Origin of the sequence: Noviherbaspirillum cavernae (assembly GCF_003590875.1) — a bacterium.
Lineage (GTDB): Bacteria > Pseudomonadota > Gammaproteobacteria > Burkholderiales > Burkholderiaceae_D > Noviherbaspirillum > Noviherbaspirillum cavernae.
Window position 1 is genome coordinate 2,152,808 of record NZ_QYUN01000002.1, and the last position, 18,127, is coordinate 2,170,934.

The 18,127-nt window shown below is 59.7% G+C and carries 14 protein-coding genes; 5 read left to right on the plus strand and 9 right to left on the minus strand.

The features are described from left to right. The first annotated feature begins 11 nt into the window (after positions 1 to 11). Complete coding sequence (locus D3870_RS10025; protein ID WP_119738749.1) at positions 12 to 2,285, plus strand: RelA/SpoT family protein; 2,274 nt, start codon at positions 12 to 14, stop codon at positions 2,283 to 2,285. A 53-nt stretch (positions 2,286 to 2,338) separates the two neighbouring features. On the opposite strand, the gene D3870_RS10030 is transcribed toward D3870_RS10025, so the two are convergent. The 5 genes from D3870_RS10030 to cadR form a co-directional block, all read right to left on the minus strand. Next, positions 2,339 to 3,712 carry a DUF3422 family protein gene (locus D3870_RS10030; RefSeq protein ID WP_119738751.1) on the minus strand — a complete coding sequence of 458 codons (1,374 nt, stop codon included), beginning with the start codon at positions 3,710 to 3,712 and terminating at the stop codon, positions 2,339 to 2,341. 159 nt (positions 3,713 to 3,871) lie between these two features. Next, the gene (gene greB, locus D3870_RS10035; RefSeq protein WP_119738753.1) at positions 3,872 to 4,423 is read right to left on the minus strand and encodes a transcription elongation factor GreB; all 552 of its coding nucleotides are present in this window, start codon (positions 4,421 to 4,423) and stop codon (positions 3,872 to 3,874) included. Between the two features lie 57 nt (positions 4,424 to 4,480). Beyond that, entirely contained in the window at positions 4,481 to 5,764 is a 1,284-nt protein-coding gene (locus D3870_RS10040) for an EAL and HDOD domain-containing protein (protein ID WP_119738755.1), read from the minus strand. A 203-nt stretch (positions 5,765 to 5,967) separates the two neighbouring features. Beyond that, the gene (locus D3870_RS10045) at positions 5,968 to 6,888 is read right to left on the minus strand and encodes a 23S rRNA (adenine(2030)-N(6))-methyltransferase RlmJ (protein WP_119738757.1); all 921 of its coding nucleotides are present in this window, start codon (positions 6,886 to 6,888) and stop codon (positions 5,968 to 5,970) included. 74 nt (positions 6,889 to 6,962) lie between these two features. Continuing rightward, complete coding sequence (cadR, locus tag D3870_RS10050; RefSeq protein WP_119741923.1) at positions 6,963 to 7,391, minus strand: Cd(II)/Pb(II)-responsive transcriptional regulator; 429 nt, start codon at positions 7,389 to 7,391, stop codon at positions 6,963 to 6,965. An 85-nt stretch (positions 7,392 to 7,476) separates the two neighbouring features. Between cadR and D3870_RS10055 the strand changes: the two genes are divergently transcribed. Further along, on the plus strand, positions 7,477 to 8,136 hold the full coding sequence (locus D3870_RS10055) for a cation efflux transmembrane domain-containing protein (RefSeq protein ID WP_119738759.1): 660 nt from the start codon (positions 7,477 to 7,479) through the stop codon (positions 8,134 to 8,136). Positions 8,137 to 8,385: 249 nt separating this feature from the next. On the opposite strand, the gene aceA is transcribed toward D3870_RS10055, so the two are convergent. Further along, complete coding sequence (gene aceA, locus D3870_RS10060) at positions 8,386 to 9,684, minus strand: isocitrate lyase (RefSeq protein ID WP_119738760.1); 1,299 nt, start codon at positions 9,682 to 9,684, stop codon at positions 8,386 to 8,388. A 400-nt stretch (positions 9,685 to 10,084) separates the two neighbouring features. Between aceA and D3870_RS10065 the strand changes: the two genes are divergently transcribed. Then, complete coding sequence (locus D3870_RS10065) at positions 10,085 to 10,528, plus strand: PaaI family thioesterase (protein ID WP_199710606.1); 444 nt, start codon at positions 10,085 to 10,087, stop codon at positions 10,526 to 10,528. Between the two features lie 36 nt (positions 10,529 to 10,564). Here D3870_RS10065 and metE read toward each other — a convergent pair whose 3' ends face one another. Then, a complete protein-coding gene (gene metE, locus D3870_RS10070; protein WP_119738762.1) occupies positions 10,565 to 12,856 on the minus strand; it encodes a 5-methyltetrahydropteroyltriglutamate--homocysteine S-methyltransferase in 2,292 nt (763 codons plus the stop codon). Positions 12,857 to 12,955: 99 nt separating this feature from the next. On the opposite strand from metE, the gene D3870_RS10075 reads away from it, so the two are divergent. Further along, positions 12,956 to 13,876, plus strand: a complete 921-nt coding sequence (locus D3870_RS10075; protein ID WP_119738764.1) for a LysR family transcriptional regulator — start codon at positions 12,956 to 12,958, stop codon at positions 13,874 to 13,876. A gap of 221 nt (positions 13,877 to 14,097) precedes the next feature. Here the strand turns inward: D3870_RS10075 and D3870_RS10080 are convergent, their stop codons facing one another. Beyond that, complete coding sequence (locus D3870_RS10080) at positions 14,098 to 15,342, minus strand: MFS transporter (RefSeq protein WP_119738766.1); 1,245 nt, start codon at positions 15,340 to 15,342, stop codon at positions 14,098 to 14,100. Between the two features lie 103 nt (positions 15,343 to 15,445). On the opposite strand from D3870_RS10080, the gene D3870_RS10085 reads away from it, so the two are divergent. Continuing rightward, positions 15,446 to 16,234, plus strand: a complete 789-nt coding sequence (locus D3870_RS10085; protein ID WP_340638440.1) for an AraC family transcriptional regulator — start codon at positions 15,446 to 15,448, stop codon at positions 16,232 to 16,234. A 139-nt stretch (positions 16,235 to 16,373) separates the two neighbouring features. Here the strand turns inward: D3870_RS10085 and D3870_RS10090 are convergent, their stop codons facing one another. After that, complete coding sequence (locus D3870_RS10090; RefSeq protein ID WP_119738770.1) at positions 16,374 to 18,044, minus strand: sensor domain-containing diguanylate cyclase; 1,671 nt, start codon at positions 18,042 to 18,044, stop codon at positions 16,374 to 16,376. Positions 18,045 to 18,127: the final 83 nt, after the last annotated feature.

Consider the following 18,127-nt stretch of genomic DNA (forward strand, 5'->3'; position numbering starts at 1 on the left):
ATCCTTTACGTATGAACCTGACACCCGCAGATTCAACATTATCAGTTGCTTCAAATAACCGGGCGGCCTTTGACCGCCCGGCGTCCAGGAACACGCCCCATCCCTCGAAAACCGATACGAATGCCGCCCAGGCCGGCGTTGCATCGGTCTCGCAACTCAACGCAAAGCTCGCAGAATACCTGACACCTTCCGAACTGAAGAAGGTCAAGGAAGCCTATCGCTTTTCTGACGAAATGCATCTGGGCCAGATGCGCAAGTCGGGGGAGCCGTACATTTCCCATCCGATCGCGGTCGCCGAGATTTGCGCTGACTGGAAGCTGGATGCGCAAGCCATCATGGCGGCGCTGCTGCACGATGTGATGGAGGATCAGGACGTCAAGAAGGAAGAGCTGATCGAGCGTTTCGGCGCGCCCGTTGCCTCCCTCGTGGACGGCCTCTCCAAGCTGGAAAAGATTGAATTCCAGAGCCAGATCGAAGCGCAGGCCGAGAACTTCCGCAAAATGCTGCTGGCGATGGCGCGCGACGTCCGCGTCATCCTGATCAAGCTGGCCGACCGGCTGCACAACATGCGCACGCTCGGTTTCATGTCGCCGGAAAAGAAGCGCCGAATTGCGCGCGAGACGATGGAAGTCTACGTGCCGATCGCGCACCGGCTCGGCCTGAACAACATCTACCGAGAACTGCAGGATCTCGCTTTTTCCCATCTGTATCCGATGCGCTATCGCACCTTGTCCAAGGCGATCAAGGCGGCACGCGGCAACCGGCGCGAGGTGGTGAGCAAGATTCTCGATTCGGTCAACAACACGTTGTCAGCGAGCGGCATTGGCGCACAGATCTACGGACGAGAGAAGACCCTGTTCGGCGTCTATCGCAAGATGCGCAACAAGCACCTGTCGTTTTCTCAGGTTCTGGACGTCTACGGCTTTCGGGTCGTGGTCGACAGTTTTGCGAGCTGCTATGTTGCGCTTGGCACCTTGCATGCGCTGTACAAGCCGATGCCGGGCAAGTTCAAGGATTACATCGCTATTCCGAAGCTGAATGGCTATCAATCACTGCACACCACGCTGATCGGACCGTACGGCACGCCGGTCGAATTCCAGATTCGCACGCAGGAAATGAACCGCGTCGCCGAATCCGGCGTTGCCGCGCATTGGCTGTACAAGAACGAAGACGCAAGTCTGTCCGATCTGCAGCAGCGCACCCATGCGTGGCTGCAATCCCTGCTCGATATTCAGAAGCAGACCGGCGATTCCGCTGAATTCCTTGAACACGTGAAGGTGGACCTGTTCCCGGATTCGGTTTACGTATTCACGCCGAAATCGAAGATCATCGCGCTGCCTCGCGGAGCGACCGTGCTCGACTTCGCCTACACGATTCACACCGACATCGGCGACCAGACGATTGCCGCCAAGATCAACCACGAGCAGGCGGCATTGCGCACAGAATTGCGCAATGGCGATATCGTTGAGATCGTCACCTCGCCCGCCTCTCGCCCCAGCCCGAACTGGCTGACATTTGTCCGCACCGGCAAGGCGCGCTCGGCGATACGCCATCATCTGCGTACGGTCAACCTTTCCGAGTCCACCGAATTGGGAAAACGCCTGCTGACGCAGGCGCTGGCAACGCTGAACATTGATCCGCTTTTGCCTGGCCCACTGACCGAAAAACTGTTGAATGAGTCCAGCGCCAAATCACTCGACGAACTCTACGCCGACATCGGTGTAGGCAAGCGCATGGCGACGCTGGTGGCGCGTCATATCCGCGGCTTGATGGTGGACGAGGAGGAAGCGGGACTGGTGCCGGCGGCCGAGAACGATGCGGGCCCAGGCAAGCTGGAACCGGTTGCCATCTACGGCACCGAAGGGGCGTCCGTACAACTCGCACCCTGCTGCCAGCCGATTCCCGGTGATGACATCATGGGTCAGCTGCGGCGCGACCAGGGCCTTATGGTGCATTCGACCGACTGCTACGTCGCAAAACGCCAGCGAGCAAAGGAACCGGAACGCTGGATCGAGGTTGTGTGGGGTTCGGAATTGAGCCGCCGCTTCGACTGCCGCATCAAGATACTGGTGCAGAATGAAAAAGGCGTGCTGGCGAGAGTTGCCGCGGAAATCGGCGAATCGGATGCCAACATCACCTATGTCGGCATGGATGACGACAAGGACCATTTGATGACGCAACTGCGATTCACGGTCCAGGTCGATGGTCGCATTCACCTGGCCCGTCTGATGCGCAACATCAGAAGAGTGCCGCGCGTGGCCCGGATACTGCGCGAACGCTCTTGATGAGCCCGGCCGCATTCTGCGGCCATGGCGGCTTGCACCACTCACTCCGCAAATCACCTCCGTCGACGCATTTCCTGATAGCGCTCAACGTGTATCCGCTTGTGCATGCGCCGCAGCCCCAGCCATACGCCAACCGCAACCACGGGTACCAACAGGCCGGTCGCGATATCGGTATTGATCGGCCAGCCTGCTGCTTTCGCCGCCTTGCCGGCATATCCGAGCAATCCCACCAGATAATAGGAAATGGCCACGACCGAGAGGCCTTCCACTGCCTGCTGCAGGCGTAGCTGCTGCGCCGCGCGCGCATTCATCGACTGCAGTATCCGCCGGTTCTGATGCTCCTGCACGATGCCAACGCGCGTGCGCAGCAAATCGTTTGTATTGGCAATGCGTCGTGCCAACGCTTCCTGGCGGCGCGCAACCGACTCGCAGGTATTCATCGCGGGAGTCAGTCTCCTGTCCATGAATTCCTCGATGGTTGGAATGCCATCGATGCGGACTTCGCGCAGTTCCTCGATGCGCGCATGGACGAGACGAAAATACGCCTGCGATGCGGAAAAACGGTAACTGTTGTCGAGCGAGAGCTTTTCAAGCCGCGCGGCCAAGGCCGTGATATTGCGCAGCAAGGCTTGTTCATCGTCTTCGTTGCGTGCCTGCTCGAGAGCGACGGTCTGATCCATCTCGACCATCGCCGTCGACAGTGCCGCGAGATCGCCTTCAATGGTGTTCATGATCGGCGTGGCCTTCTGCGCGTGAGGCAGTCCGAGCAATGCCATCATGCGGTAGGTCTCGATTTCAAGCATGCGCTGAACGAGTCGTCCTGCCTGCTGTTCGCGCAGATCAACATCGCGCACGACGAATCGGCTGAACCCATCCGACTGAATCTGGAAATCGGTCCAGATTTCACCGCCTTGCAATACGTTGCTGCCCGCCAGCAGATTGCCTTCAAAGACGCGGCGCAGTCCTTGCGCATATCTGTCAGGCGCCCCCCGCGTCTTGTCGAGCACAACGTGCGCGGCGACAATCAGCTTGCCCTGCAAACCGGCGAGCCACTCTTGCGGGAGGTGCGTGAGTGGTGCATGTGCGAACGCATCCTCGATGCTCAGGCTTTCTTCATGGCGTTCCGCGAACGTATACGTCGCGAATTCGGTATGGCATTCCCACTTCAAGCGAAAGCGACCGAAGTCATGAAAAAAATACTTCGCTTCGGTACCCGGTGCCGCCACGCCGAAATGCGTGCACAAGGCTGTCAGCAGCACATGCTGCGCCAGCGGATTGAAACAGTCGGCGGCGATGCCGTCACATGCGTACACGGCCAGATGGCTGATGCTCTCAGGGGCCTCAAGGCGCAGGAAGGGGCGCGAATGCACTTCGGCAGCCAGAGGAATGCGCAAGGCGTGGTTCAGGCTGGAATAGACGATCGACATGAATTTTTCAATGAATATCCGGAATTGGATCGTTGCAACTTTAGCAAAGTTTATGTGGCGAATGTGACTACACTTTGACACCCTGCCGACAGCCGGATTTGACTGCCCGAGTGCGGCCCTTGTCTCAAGCGAAGAGATCAGGGAATGCTGCAGGCGTATTCAAGGCGCGGGGTATTGGACCTCGAGGATGACCAATTCATCGACACCGGAAGGCGTATGAAGCACCACGGAATCTCCCTCCCGCGCCTTTGTCAGTGCCCGGGCGACGGGGGAAATCCAGCTGATCCTGCCGTTCAAGGGATCGAATTCGTCAATGCCGACGATGGTGATCGTGTGCTCTTCGCCGGCCTGGTTTTCATACAGCACCGTCGCGCCGAAGTAGACTTGATTGCTGCCGTGATGCACGCTTGGATCCACCACTTCGGCGATGTCCAGCCGTTTAGTCAGGAAGCGGATGCGGCGGTCGATTTCGCGCAACCGCCGCTTGCCGTAGATGTAGTCGCCATTCTCGGAGCGGTCGCCGTTGGAAGCGGCCCATGAGACGATGCGCACCACCTCGGGACGCTCGGTATCGATCAGGTGCAGCAACTCGTCCTTCAAGCGCTTGTGGCCTTCAGGCGTGATGTAGTTTTTGGTGCCGGCGGGAATGGCGGGGAGCGCGAGATCGGAATCGTCCTCGTCATCCGTTTCTTTGACAAATGCCTTGTTCATGGAATGTATTTTAGCAGCGCGTTTTTTCGCTGCAGATGCGCCGGCAAGGAGTTGCATTCAGCCAGTGCTGCGAGACACGCTTTCGCTCCATTGGAATGCGGTCAGCTCCAGTGCGTTGAACTCATCGCTGGACAGATGCAGTTTCTCGAGCAATTCGGCCACTTGCGAACAGTTGCTTCTTTCGACATGTTCCGTGCATTCCGCCAACTTCAACATGTCGCCGTAGATTCCGCTGCGCGACAACAACGCCTCCCTGACCTCATCCGCCACGCTGATCTGTTCGAGAAGTTCGTTCATGGATTGTCCAAGCAAAGCATCCATCAGGGACATGATGCCGATGGTAAATGCGATGTCGACGGTATTGCGGTTGCCCGGCTTGATCCGCTCGGCCATCAATTCGAGCAGTTTGCCGCGCGTCGTGGCCAAATGCAGGAGCGGCGACGCGGCGGCATTGCATCGTTTTCCAGGTTCCGCATACAAGAGGATTTGCAGCCATCGCTGAAGCTGACGGCGGCCCAGCACGATCAGCGCCTGGCCGATCGTGTCGATGCGTTGTGTCAGACCAATGCCGGCCGAGTTGACCAGCCGCAGCAAACTCAGGCCAAGCGATGCATCTCGCTTGATGGTGCGTTCAATATCGGCGGTCGCCGCATCGGACAGCAACAGCCCCATCAAATGCATGATGGTCAATTGGGAGGGGGACAGTTTCCTGCCCGTAAGGACGAGCGGCTTCGCAAAGTAATAGCCTTGAAAGTAGTCGAATCCGAGATCGAGGCAAGTCTGGAATTGCGCAACATTTTCGACCTTCTCCGCAAGCAGCTTCTTGTTTTGCGTCTTGAAATGCGCACACAACGCGCCCAGATCGCCGTGTTTCATGCCGGAGATATCGACTTTGATGATATCGACCAGCGACAACAGCTTCTGGACATTCTCGGAGTTGGCCACAACATCATCAAGCGCAAACACATATCCGGCTTGTGCCAGCTCGGCGACGCGCGCGACAAGATCATCGGTCACCTGCACGGTTTCGAGAATCTCGAGAACGACTTTTTCCTTCGGCAGGAACGGCACGATGTCGTTCATCAGCACAGCGGCATCGACATTGAGAAAACCCGGCGACGCACCGATGACATTCTCCATGCCGAGTTCGGCAGCATGCGCAATCACGGACGCAGTCGCGGCCAGATTATCGGTGACATTCGCCGGGCCGGCTGCGGCGCTGCGGAACAACAGTTCATACGCCACGATTCCCTGATCTCGATCGAGAATCGGCTGCCGCGCCAGGAAAAAGTCTCTGGCTCGTTGCGTCCGCAACACGTCATCAAGAGCAGAAGGTGCCATCAAGCAATCATCGTTGTCATTTATTGGGGCCGGGATGGCTTGCTTGCCATTGTTGAAGCGGTTGGTTCCGGTTTTTCGCTGAAATCCGGACTGATTCTACGTTCTAATTGCTCCGCCCGCCGGTGAGCTGTGCGAGCGACTCATGAGTGCGATAACAATGCCGGGCGCTCAATACGGCATTTGAGCGTCGCAGCATGCCCTCGTCACGTGCGGCGCTTCGGTGCGCCGGACGTCGTGACTGTCTCGCCGGTCTCCAGCGTGAAGCCGGCCTCGGCATCGGTTCCGAGAGCGGAAACGAGATACGGCATGACTTCCCGCAGCATCGGCTCCAGTGTCCACGGAGGATTGAGCACAAACATGCCGCTGCTGTGCAGGCCGAATCCGTCCGGTGCCGGCCCGCTGATCGAAAGGGTGACATTGAGCCAGCCGTTGGCGGGCAGGCGCTTCAATTTGCCCGCCAACTCGCGCGACTCCATACGCTGCAATACCGGATACCACACGGCATACGTGCCGGTCGCGAAACGTGTCAATGCATCGGACAGCGTGTCCTTGACGCGCCGGTAGTCCTCCTTGACTTCATACGGCGGATCGATCAGGACCAGGCCGCGGCGCGACGGCGGCGGCAGCAAGGCTTTGAGTCCGGCAAATCCGTCCCCCTTCTGAATCATCACGCGCTTGCCGCGCACGTTCGAGCGCTGGCCGTTCGCAGCGGCGTGCGCTTCCAGCTTGCGGAAATTATCCTCCAGCAGCTTGCTGTCGCTCGGATGCAGTTCGAACAATCGCATCCGGTCCTGCGATCGCAGCACTTTCTCGCCGCAATACGGCGATCCCGGGTAATAACGCATTTTTCCGTCCGGGTTCATGGCCTTGACGAGCCCTACGTATTCGGCCACCGGACCCGGCAAATCCTTGCGGTCCCACAGGCGGCTGATACCGGTCAGGTACTCGGTGCTCTTGGCCGCATAACCGGTGTCGAGCGCGTACACGCCCGCGCCGGAATGCGTGTCGATGTACATGTAAGGCGCTTCCTTTTGCCCGAGATACCGCAGCAACTGGATGAGCACGAGGTGCTTGAGCACATCGGCGTGATTGCCGGCATGGAAGGCGTGGCGATAACTCAGCATAAGAAACTTTTACCTTTGCAGCAAACGATGAAGGAACGCATTTTAATGACAATCGACGGCAAACGTGACAAACATCAATGCTCGGGATGGCAGACGCAATCATGGCTGCTGGCGGCGCTCTGCAGGTTTTGCAGGATGCCGCACTGCTGCGCGGTCAAATGCGTGTGACAGGCATCGCGCAGGATCTGTAGCTGCTTTTGCAGGCGCTCCAGCGCGGCGATCTGCGCTTCCGTCTGGCGCAGATGACGATCCAGCATCGCGTCGATCTCCTCGCAAGCCAGTTCCGGCCTGGCTTGAAAATGCTGCAAGGTGCGAATGTCTTCCAGTGACATGCCAAGCGAGCGGCAGTGCCGGATGAACATCAGCCGCTCCGCATCCTGCTCGCTGTATTGCCGATAGTTGCCATCCGTGCGCGGCGGCACCGGCAGCAAGCCTTCCCGTTCGTAATAGCGAATGGTTTCCACTTCGCAATCCGTGCGTTTGGCCAGTTCTCCGATTTTCATCGCGACCTCCATTAAAGACCCTTGACCCTATAGTAGCTACAGGGTCTTTAATAGGCAATACGCCCCTGTCAATAAGGAGAATCAAATGTCAGCTCAATGTTGCGCAAGCAATTCCTCAGCCAATGCTGCTCGGGATCCGCGTTACCGTCGCGCGTTGTGGATCGCGCTCATCGTCAATGCCGCAATGTTTCTCATCGAAATATTCGGCGGCATGCGCTCCGGTTCGACATCGCTTTTGGCGGATGCGGTGGACTTCTTTGGGGACGCCGCGAACTATGCCGTGGCGCTGGCCGTGCTGTCGATGGCAGTCGTGTGGCGCAGCCGCGCCGCGCTGGCAAAGGGGCTGTGCATGGGGGCGTTCGGCCTGTTCGTGATTGGCAAGACCGCGTGGAGCATGGCTGCGGGCGTCGTGCCGGAAGCGACGACAATGGGCACGATCGGATTTTTCGCCTTGCTCGCCAACGTCGGCGTTGCAATCCTCTTGTACACCTATCGCGCCGGTGACGCGAACATGCGCTCGGTCTGGCTATGCACGCGCAACGATGCGATCGGCAATGTGGCGGTCATGCTGGCGGCGCTGGGCGTGTTCGGCACAGGCAGCGCGTGGCCCGACTGGCTGGTCGCAAGCTTGATGGGCGTGCTGGCATTGAGCGCATCGATCAGCGTGGTGCGGGATGCAAGGCGCGAGTTGGCGGGGGCCGTGCCTGTGGGGCACGTGCATGACCATGCCGGGCACTCGCATTGACATGGTTGTCGGGGGCCGTCCTTGACTGTAGTGACAAGCCCATGCCATCGACTTGTCATGCCGAACGCAGTGAGGAATCCGTTAGCTGAAACCCGCAGCGCGCTGCGGCCCTCCCCAACGAATTCCTCACGTCCGTTTGGCAAGGCAGTTGTTCAGTGTACGAGCGTCAGATTGCTGCGCGCATAAAAAAAGCGCCAACGTTGCCGCCGGCGCTGTGAGGTTGGGAGTAGTTAACTTGCCAGTTCTGTCTTACGCGACCTTCTTGCCGTCGAAGAATTGCTCGTCTTCGGTCGAACCATGCAATGCCGTCGTCGACGACTGGCCTTGCTGAATCGTCTGCGTCACGGCGTCGAAGTAGCCAGTGCCGACTTCACGCTGGTGCTTGACGGCGGTGAAGCCCTTTTCTGCCGCCGCGAATTCGGCTTCCTGCAGTTCGACGAACGCGGACATCTGGTTGCGTGCGTAGCCGTGCGCCAGGTTGAACATCGAGTAGTTCAGCGAGTGGAAGCCGGCCAGCGTGATGAACTGGAACTTGTAGCCCATTGCGCCGAGTTCCTTCTGGAATTTGGCGATGGTGGCATCGTCCAGGTTCTTTTTCCAGTTGAAGGATGGCGAGCAGTTGTAGGACAGCAGCTTGCCCGGGAACTTCGCGTGGATCGCTTCGGCGAATTTCTTCGCGAAGGCAAGGTCCGGCTTGCCGGTTTCGCACCAAATCATGTCAGCGTACTCGGCATAGGCCAAGCCACGGGAAATCGCCTGCTCGATACCCGGCCGGGTCTTGTAGAAACCCTCGACGGTGCGCTCGCCGGTGCAGAACGGCTTGTCGTTGTCGTCCACGTCGGAAGTCAGGAGGTCGGCGGCTTCTGCATCGGTACGTGCGATCACCAGCGTCGTGGTGCCGGAAACGTCGGCAGCCAGGCGAGCGGCGTTCAGTTTTTCAACAGCTTCGCGCGTCGGGACCAGCACCTTGCCGCCCATGTGACCGCACTTCTTCACGGAGGCGAGCTGATCTTCGAAGTGCACGCCGGCAGCGCCTGCATCGATCATGGACTTCATCAGTTCGAATGCATTCAGCACACCGCCGAAACCGGCTTCCGCGTCAGCGACGATCGGAGCGAAGTAGTCGATGTCGTTCTTGCCTTCCGACCATTGGATCTGGTCAGCGCGCTGGAACGTGTTGTTGATGCGCTTGACGACCATCGGCACGGAGTTGGCCGGATACAGGGATTGGTCAGGATACATTTCGCCAGCCAGGTTGGCGTCGCCTGCGACTTGCCAGCCGGACAGATAGATCGCCTTCAAGCCGGCCTTGACTTGTTGCATGGCCTGATTGCCGGTCAATGCGCCCAGCGCGTTGACGAACGGCTCGGTATGCACGAGATTCCACAGTTTTTCGGCGCCGCGCTTGGACAGCGTGTGCTCGATCTGGACGGAGCCACGCAGACGCACCACGTCTTCCGGCGTGTAGTTGCGCTTGATACCTTTCCAGCGGGGATTTTCTGCCCAGTCTTTGGCCAATGCCTGGATTTGCTGTTCGCGAGATGTCATGGTCGTTCTCCTGTGATGAAAAGCAATGAAAGAAAAAGAAAACTCGATGACTAAATAGTAGGAGCTATTTTGCGGAGCAACAATGTCTTATATAAGACATATAAGTAAATTTTATTCGTTATTTTTCAAATAGTTATACTTAATTTTTCGCGATATGAAATAAAATTCCTTTCTGTGAAAAAATCCCGTGATGCCCCGCATCGATGAATTTCATAATGCGGAACGTACATTTCGGGTTGTGAAAAGAGCGTGCAGCCCCGATCGCAGCGGCAATAGCCGACAACGGCTTCCGCTGTGAGATGAGCCGTCATGAAAATTGGCTGAAAAGAATCACCCGCGGCAATGGTAAGCAAGGGAATCGGAAGTTCGCGCAAGGCTGGCCGCACCCGGCGTTGCATCGATGGAGACAATCAAGGAAACCAGCGGCATGGAATTCCTGCAGCGCATGTGGAATGGAGAAATTCCCGCCGCGCCGATCGGGCATACGCTGGATTTCATACCGATCGAGGGCGAGCCGGGGCGTGTTGTATTTCAAGGGACGCCCGGCCGGCAGCACTACAACCCGATTGGCAGCGTGCATGGCGGCTATTTCTGCACCCTGCTCGACTCGGCAGTCGGCTGCGCAGTGCAGTCGATGCTGCCGAAAGGGATGGGCTATACGACGCTGGAGCTGAAAGTGAATCTGATCCGCGCACTGACCGACAAGACCGGGCCGGTGCGCGCCGAAGGCAAGGTGATTCAAGTCGGCAATCGTGTCGGGATTGCCGAGGGACGCTTGTTTGATGTCGATGGAAAAATTTACGCGCACGCGACCACGACTTGCCTGGTGTTTCCAATACCGTAAACGAGACAGGGCGGGTTACCCCCGCCCTGCTACGCGCTATGCGATCGTTTGTTGTTCACTCTCCACCGCTTGCCGCAGCAGGCGTGCCGCCAGCACCATGTTGGCCAACGCTTCGCTGGTTTCAGGCCAGCCGCGCGTCTTCAGGCCGCAATCCGGGTTGACCCACAAGCGTGCATCCGGGATCACGCCGCGCGCCTTTTGCAGCAGCCGCTCCATTTCCGCCACGCGCGGCACACGCGGAGAGTGGATGTCGTAGACGCCGGGGCCGATATCGTTCGGGTAGGCAAACTCGCCGAAGCCGTCGAGCAGCTCCATGTCCGAGCGCGAGGTTTCGATCGTGATGACGTCCGCGTCCATCGCCGCAATCCACGGCAGGATGTCGTTGAACTCCGAGTAACACATGTGCGTATGGATCTGCGTCTCGTCGCCGACACCCGCCGCGCTGATCTTGAATGCGCGCACTGCCCAGTCGAGATAGTGCGGCCAGTTGCGCGCCTTCAGCGGCAGCCCTTCGCGGAATGCCGGCTCGTCGATCTGGATCATGCCGATGCCGGCCTTCTCCAGGTCGCACACTTCATCGCGCAGCGCCAGTGCGATCTGCAAGGCGGTGGTGTCGCGCGGCTGGTCATCGCGCACGAATGACCATTGCAGCATTGTGACGGGACCGGTCAGCATGCCTTTCATCGGCTTTTCGGTGAGGCTTTGCGCGAATGTGCTCCATCCGGTCGTCATCGGTTCGGGCCGGTACACGTCGCCGTAGATGAATGGCGGCTTGACGCAACGCGAGCCGTAGCTCTGCACCCAGCCGTTGACGGTAAAGCCATAACCCCACAGCTGTTCGCCGAAATATTCGACCATGTCGTTGCGCTCCGGCTCGCCGTGCACCAGCACGTCGAGGCCGAGTTCTTCCTGCCTTTCCACCGCCAGCCGAACTTCGTCGCGCATCTTGTTGAGGTAGTCGAGATGACCGATGTCACCGCGTTTATAGGCGGCGCGCGCCTGCCGGATTTCCGCGGTCTGCGGGAAGGAGCCGATCGTCGTGGTGGGGAACAGCGGCAGCTTCCAGCGCGCCTGCTGTTTGGCGATGCGCTCGCTGAAGCCGGAAGCGCGCTGCGCGTCGGCATCGGCGACCTTGGCCAGACGTTTCTGCACCAGCGCATTGTGAATCCGGGGCGAGCTTTTCCTTGCGGCCACGGCGGCGCGGGAGGCGGCAAACGCAGCATTCACCGCATCGGCGTCGCCATTGACCGCACGTTTCAACGCCACGATTTCATCGAGCTTTTGCGCGGCGAAGGCGAGCCAGCCCTTGAGTTCGTCATCGAGCTTGTTTTCGTGCGCCAGATCGACCGGCACATGCAGCAGCGAGCAGCTCGGCGCAATCCACAGACGGTCGCCCAGCACTCCGTGCAGCGTCTGCACCTTTGCCAGCGCCGCGTCGAGATCGGCGCGCCAGATATTGCGGCCATCGACGATCCCGGCCGACAGCACGCGCTCCTGCGGCCAATCGGCGATCACTTCGCCCAGTTGCCCCGCGCCGCGCACCAGGTCCAGATGCACGCCGGCCACGGGCAGTTCGCGCAGCAGCGCCGCATGTTCCCGCACTTCGTCGAAGTAGGTCGCCAGCAGCAGATGCGGCGTGGCTTTCGCCAATGCCGCATAGGTCGGTTGGAAAGCATCCCTCCATGCCGCGTCGAGTTCCAGTGCGAGGATCGGCTCGTCGATCTGCACCCACTCCACGCCAGCCTCCTGCAAGCGCTGCAAAACCCTTTGATAGCCCGCCACCACGCGCGGCAGCAAATCCAGCTTGTGCGTCAGACCCGATTTGATCTTGCCGAGATAGAGCAGCGTCAGCGGCCCGACCAGCACCGGCTTGACGCGGTGGCCGGTATTGCGCGCTTCGGCGATCTCGTCGAACAGCCAGTCGACGCCGCCGTCGAAGCCCACGTCCGCCGTCCATTCCGGCACGAGGTAGTGGTAATTGGTGTCGAACCACTTCGTCATTTCCATCGCGAAGTGCTCGCGGCTGCCGCGCGCCAGCGTGGAGTACTCGGTCAGGCTCAAGCGCTTCGGATCGAACTTGAAGCGCGACGGAATCGCGCCCAGCAATGCCAGCGTATTGAGCACCTGGTCGTACCAGGCGAAATCACCCGCCGTGACGAAGTCCATGCCGGCATCTGCCTGCATCGCCCAGTGGCGCGCGCGCAGCGCCCTGCCCGTTTCCTGCAATGCCGCCTCGCTCGACTCGCCGCGCCAGAACGATTCCAGCGCGAATTTCAATTCTCGATGTGCGCCGATGCGGGGGAATCCCAGGGTGTGCGCATGTGCCATGACTTTCTCCGATGCTGGTTTCAAGGCTTGCCATGGTGAGGCTGCGCACATTATTATTCAAACGATATATTTTAAGAATAAACTTGAATTTCATTCATAATGCAATCCATTCTCGAACTGCGGCATCTCAAGACCCTTCTCGCCCTGCGCGAAGCCGGCAACCTGCTGCGCGCCGCAACTCTGCTGAACGTCACGCAATCCGCGTTATCGCACCAGATCAAGCAGCTGGAAGACCATCACGGCACGCCCTTGTTCGAGCGCAAAACGACACCGGTGCGCTTCACGCCGGCCGGAGAGCGGCTGCTGAAACTGGCCGACGCGATCCTGCCGCAGATACAAGGCGCGGAACGCGATCTGGCGCGCATGGCGCAGGGTGCTGCCGGACAGTTGCGGATTGCAGTGGAATGCCACACCTGCTTCGATTGGCTGATGCCGGCGATGGACGTGTTCCGCAACCGCTGGCCGGAGGTGGAACTCGACATCGTCTCGGGCTTTCAGGCCGATCCGGTCGGCTTGCTGTACGGCCATCGCGCCGACGTCGCGATCGTGTCCGAAATCGATCCGGACGAAAGCGTGGACTACCACGCGCTGTTCCGCTTTGAAATCGTGGCACTGGTGGCGAAGGACCATGCACTGGCCGGGCGCGATTATCTGGTGGCGGAGGATTTTGCGACGGACACCCTGATCACCTATCCGGTGCCGGACGACATGCTGGATGTGGTGCGCCAAGTGCTGAAGCCGGCCGGCGTGCAAACGGCGCGCCGCACCACGGAACTGACGGTCGCGATGCTGCAACTGGTTGCCAGCAAGCGCGGCATCGCCACGCTGCCGGTATGGGCAGCGCAGAATTACGTTGACCGCGATTACGTCCTGGCCAAGCGGATCACCGTCGACGGCCTGACCGGACGCTTGTATGCGGCATGCCTGCCGGAACTGTCGGGCAAGCCGTTTCTTGCGGATTTCGTCAACACGACGAGAGAGAGTTGCTATCTGAATTTGCGCAGCGTCGAGCTGCTGTAACACCGCGCATCATCTTCACCCGAGTTTTTTCCGCCGCGACCGACACGGCAACATCACGGCCGCCGTGGTCTTTGCGCACGCATCGTTGCGGCGTTGCGTTGTCTTCGAATATTTTCCAGGTCCTTGCAGGCTCGGAAAACGCGTGCAAGCGAGTCCGCAAAACAAGAAAGCCACCGCAATCCGTCATGACTGCGATGGCTTTTTGGCTGATGCGATATTGCCTACACAGGCTGCGCCTTCGTCGCGTTTCTGGCGTTGTTGCTTCCCACGCCCAGCGCGGTGAAGATCGCTGCCATCTGCGCCAGTCCGATGCAGATGAACACCCATGAAGGATGGCTTGCATCCATCAATGCGCCGAACAGCAGCGGCGCGAAGGACATGCCGATATCGAGCCCGGAATAGACCACGCCATACACACGTCCGGTCGCATTCTTCGGCGCAGCCGCGCGAATCAGCAAATCGCGCGACGGGCCGGCGATGCCGGAGCCGAAGCCGATCAAGCCCATCAACACGATAGCCGCCGGCATCGATACGCTGCCCGTGGCCAGCACCAGGGCCATCAAGCCCGCGCCGGTGAATGCCAGGGCGATCGTGCGATCGTGCCGCGTGGTCTTGGCGGCCACGAAACCGCCCCAGATCATGCCGGCTGCCGAAGCCAGCATGTAAGTGGTGAAGCCGGCGGTGGCCCATGTCAAGGACATGTCATACAAGGCACGCAAGCCGGACACCGAGAAACTCTGGATGCCGCCGAGCGCAATCGCAGTGATGAAGAAGAATGCGAAGCACATCCATACGGCAGGCACGCGCATGAAGTCGAGCAGATGGCCGCGCGGCGGCTGCGCCGCTTCCTTGCGCGACGACGCCACCGCCGCCTTCACCTCATCCGTGCGAAGCAGCTGACGGTTCGCGAACAGCAGCAGCAACACGACAAACGGAATGCATGCCGCTGCCAGCAAGGCGATGCGCCAGTCATACAGTCCCGCCAGCGTCGTCAGAAAGATGGGAGCCAGCGCCCAGCCGAGATTGCCCGAAACACCGTGCACCGAGAATGCATGGCCAAGCCGGGGCGCGGACACGCGCTTGTTCAGCAGGGTGAAGTCGGCCGGATGGAACACGCTATTGCCCAGGCCCGCAAGCATCGAACCGGCCAGCAGCATTGGATAGTTTTGCGCCTGCGACAGGACCAGCGCCGAGGTGCCCAGCAATCCAAGGCCGGAAAACAGGACGATGCGCGCACCAACGCGATCCACCACAAAGCCGGCCAGCGCCTGCCCGATGCCGGAGACTACGAAGAACATCGTCATCAGGAGCCCGAGTTCCGCATAGGACAGGCTGAAAGCCTCCTTCAGCCACGGGAACAACGGCGCGAGAATCAGGTGAAAGAAATGGGACACGCCGTGGGCGATGCCGACCAGGCTGATGACCTGGGCATCCTGGCGGAAAGAAGGGACTGCAACAGACGACATGGTGCGCTCTCGAAATGAACAATGAATGCAGTGTAAGCAAAAATCGATCGTCTGCTTTAAGATAGAACGACAATTTTTATCGCACTTTTGACATACCATACCGATGCAGCCAATTACGCATACCCGCCTGAACCTGCCGGGCGTCGCGCCGACGCCCGAACGCCGGGTGCGCATGGTCGCCCGTGACCTTGAAGCATCTGAATTGCTGAGTGCGCACAAGCATGCGTGGGGCCAGGTCACCTACGCACTGGATGGCGTGGTGCGCGTGACCGTCGGCAACAGCACATGGATCGTGCCGCCAATGCGCGCAATCTGGATTCCACCGGACCAGATGCATGAAGTCGCCACACTAGAGAAGGTTCGGCTGCGCGCGCTGTACGTTCATGCGGACGCCGCGCCTTTTCACGGGAATCAATGTGAAGTGCTCGACGTTTCCGCCCTGCTGCGCGAGCTGATCGTGGCGCTGTCGCAGGTCTCGGCTGACGAGCCGCGCGAAGCGATGCTGACCGCGCTCATCCTCGATGAGGTGGCGCGTTCGGCCACGATGCCTATCCGCGTTGCCCTGCCCGACGACAAGCGACTGAAAACCCTGTGCGAAACGCTGATCGCCGATCCGGCATCGCCGCTCACGCTGGAAGAATGGGCGCAACGCGCCGGTGCATCCGGGCGCACGCTGGCGCGGCTGTTCGAGCGCGACCTGGGCATGAGCTTCAGCCAGTGGCGGCAGCAGGTGCGGCTGGCGCACGCCGCGCCGCTCATCGCGAGCGGCATGCCGATGTCGCGCGTCGCGGCAGAACTGGGCTATGCGAGCCAGTCGGCATTTTCAGCGATGTTCAAGAAGACCTTCGGGCAATCGCCGTCCTCGTTTTTCAGTCACCGGGAAGGTTCGTGATGGTGCGTTGATCCGGGGATGTGTGCAGCCATTCGCGATTCCTCCCTTGCTGGGCGCACTTGCGCTTGCTACCCGAATTCCCTGCGTCACCATTCGCCCGGAATGACATGCCACGTCGAGATGGCGTCCGGGGAAACCGTCAGGCCGTCTTGCGGTCCCGCTTCGACTCGAACATGCGCAGGTCGGCAACCCGGAACAGGGTTTCGATATCTTCGCCATCGGCCGGATAGTGCGCCGATCCGATCGATGCTCCGACATTTGCCGGTATGCCGTCGTACACGGTGATCGGCTCTTCCACCACTGCGCGAATCTTGTCGCTGATTCCCTGCACCAGCGCATCGGCATTCACGCCATGCAGATAGACGACGAATTCGTCGCCGCCGAAACGCGCGACCGCATCCTCCTTGCGCAACGCGCTCTGCAGGCGCGCGCCGATTTCGACCAGCGCGCGGTCGCCGCAGTCATGGCCGTATTCGTCATTGATCGTCTTGAAGTTATCAAGATCAATGAACAGCAGCGAAAAGTGCAGCGGATTCGCCAGCGATGCGTTCTGCCGGCGGAACTCGATCTGCGAGATGAAGGATTCGCGATTGAGCACGTGCGTCAGCCGGTCCGTGCGCAGGTTGCGCTCCATTTCCTCGAAGCTTTGCGCGAGCTGGCCGATCTCGTCGTTGCGATCGATATTGAGCGGAGCGAAGGGTTGCCCGCTGCTGATGCTCCTGGCGGCCAGCGTCAGCTTGCGAATGTCGCGCAGCGCCCATCGCAGAATCACGAAACCCAGCACCAATGCAAGGCACATCGCGATCATGCCGAGGCTCAGGCTGCGATAGAGATTTCGGGTGACGTTGCTCATGAAATCCGAACGCGGCACTGCCACCACGATGATCCAGTCAAGCCCTTTTTCATTCGGCAGCGTCATCGCGGCCAGCTGAATCTTCCCGAGTTCGCTCTTGAACGAGCGCATCATGAATGGGGCGGAACCCGGACTGACGCGCAGGGTTTCGGTGACATCGCGGTACGCCTCCCGAATCAGCGGGAAGGCACTTTCGCGCGCCATCAGGCGTGTCGGGACAGCCTTTTCGATCTTGTACGGCAACTCGAGCGCCGAGGTCGCAACCAGCCCACCCTCGCGTTCGGCGATGAATGCAATGCCATTCGGACTGATGATGAGCGATTGCAGGAACATGGTGAGCCGTTGCAGCGGCAAGTCGGTAGCCGCCACGCCGATCAGCGAGCGATCTGCGCGATACACCGGTTTTGCCAGTGTCAGCACCAGCTCGTGAGAGGAAAAGTCGTTATAGACCGGCGACCATGCCACGCCGCCGCGGACGACGGCGCTCCGGTACCACGGCCGCTCGCGCGGCTCGTATCGATCGGTACGGCTCAGGGACAAGCGGCTTCCCGGCCCGGCCATGTGGTACAGATTGCGCCATGCGCTGTTGGCCTCCTTGAGGCGCAATTCCGTCGTGTCCGGGTCGCTGCGGTTGACTCCCACGAAACGGCCGTCCGCACCGCCGAAATAGACGTGTCGATTCATATCCGGAAAAAGGTCCGACGCAACCCAGAGTCGTTCCTCGATCTTGCTCGTTTCTTCCGGAAAGGAAATGGCCCCCACGACCGGATTATTGCCGACGGAAGCCAGATCGGGCGCAACCGATTTCAGCGTGGAATGCGCACTCAGCAAATGCTGCTCGGTTCCCTGGTGAATGCGGCTGATCATGTCGACCAGCGCCTTTTGCGAGATCGCGTCGGTGGCATCCTCCCCCGCCTGGTACAAGACGCCGGTAATCGTCAAGCCCACGCATACCATCAGAAGTACGAACGGAATGATGAAAACCCGCTGTAAAGAAGACTGTTTCAGAGTCACTCTGGATCCATGCCTGAAGCCGATTG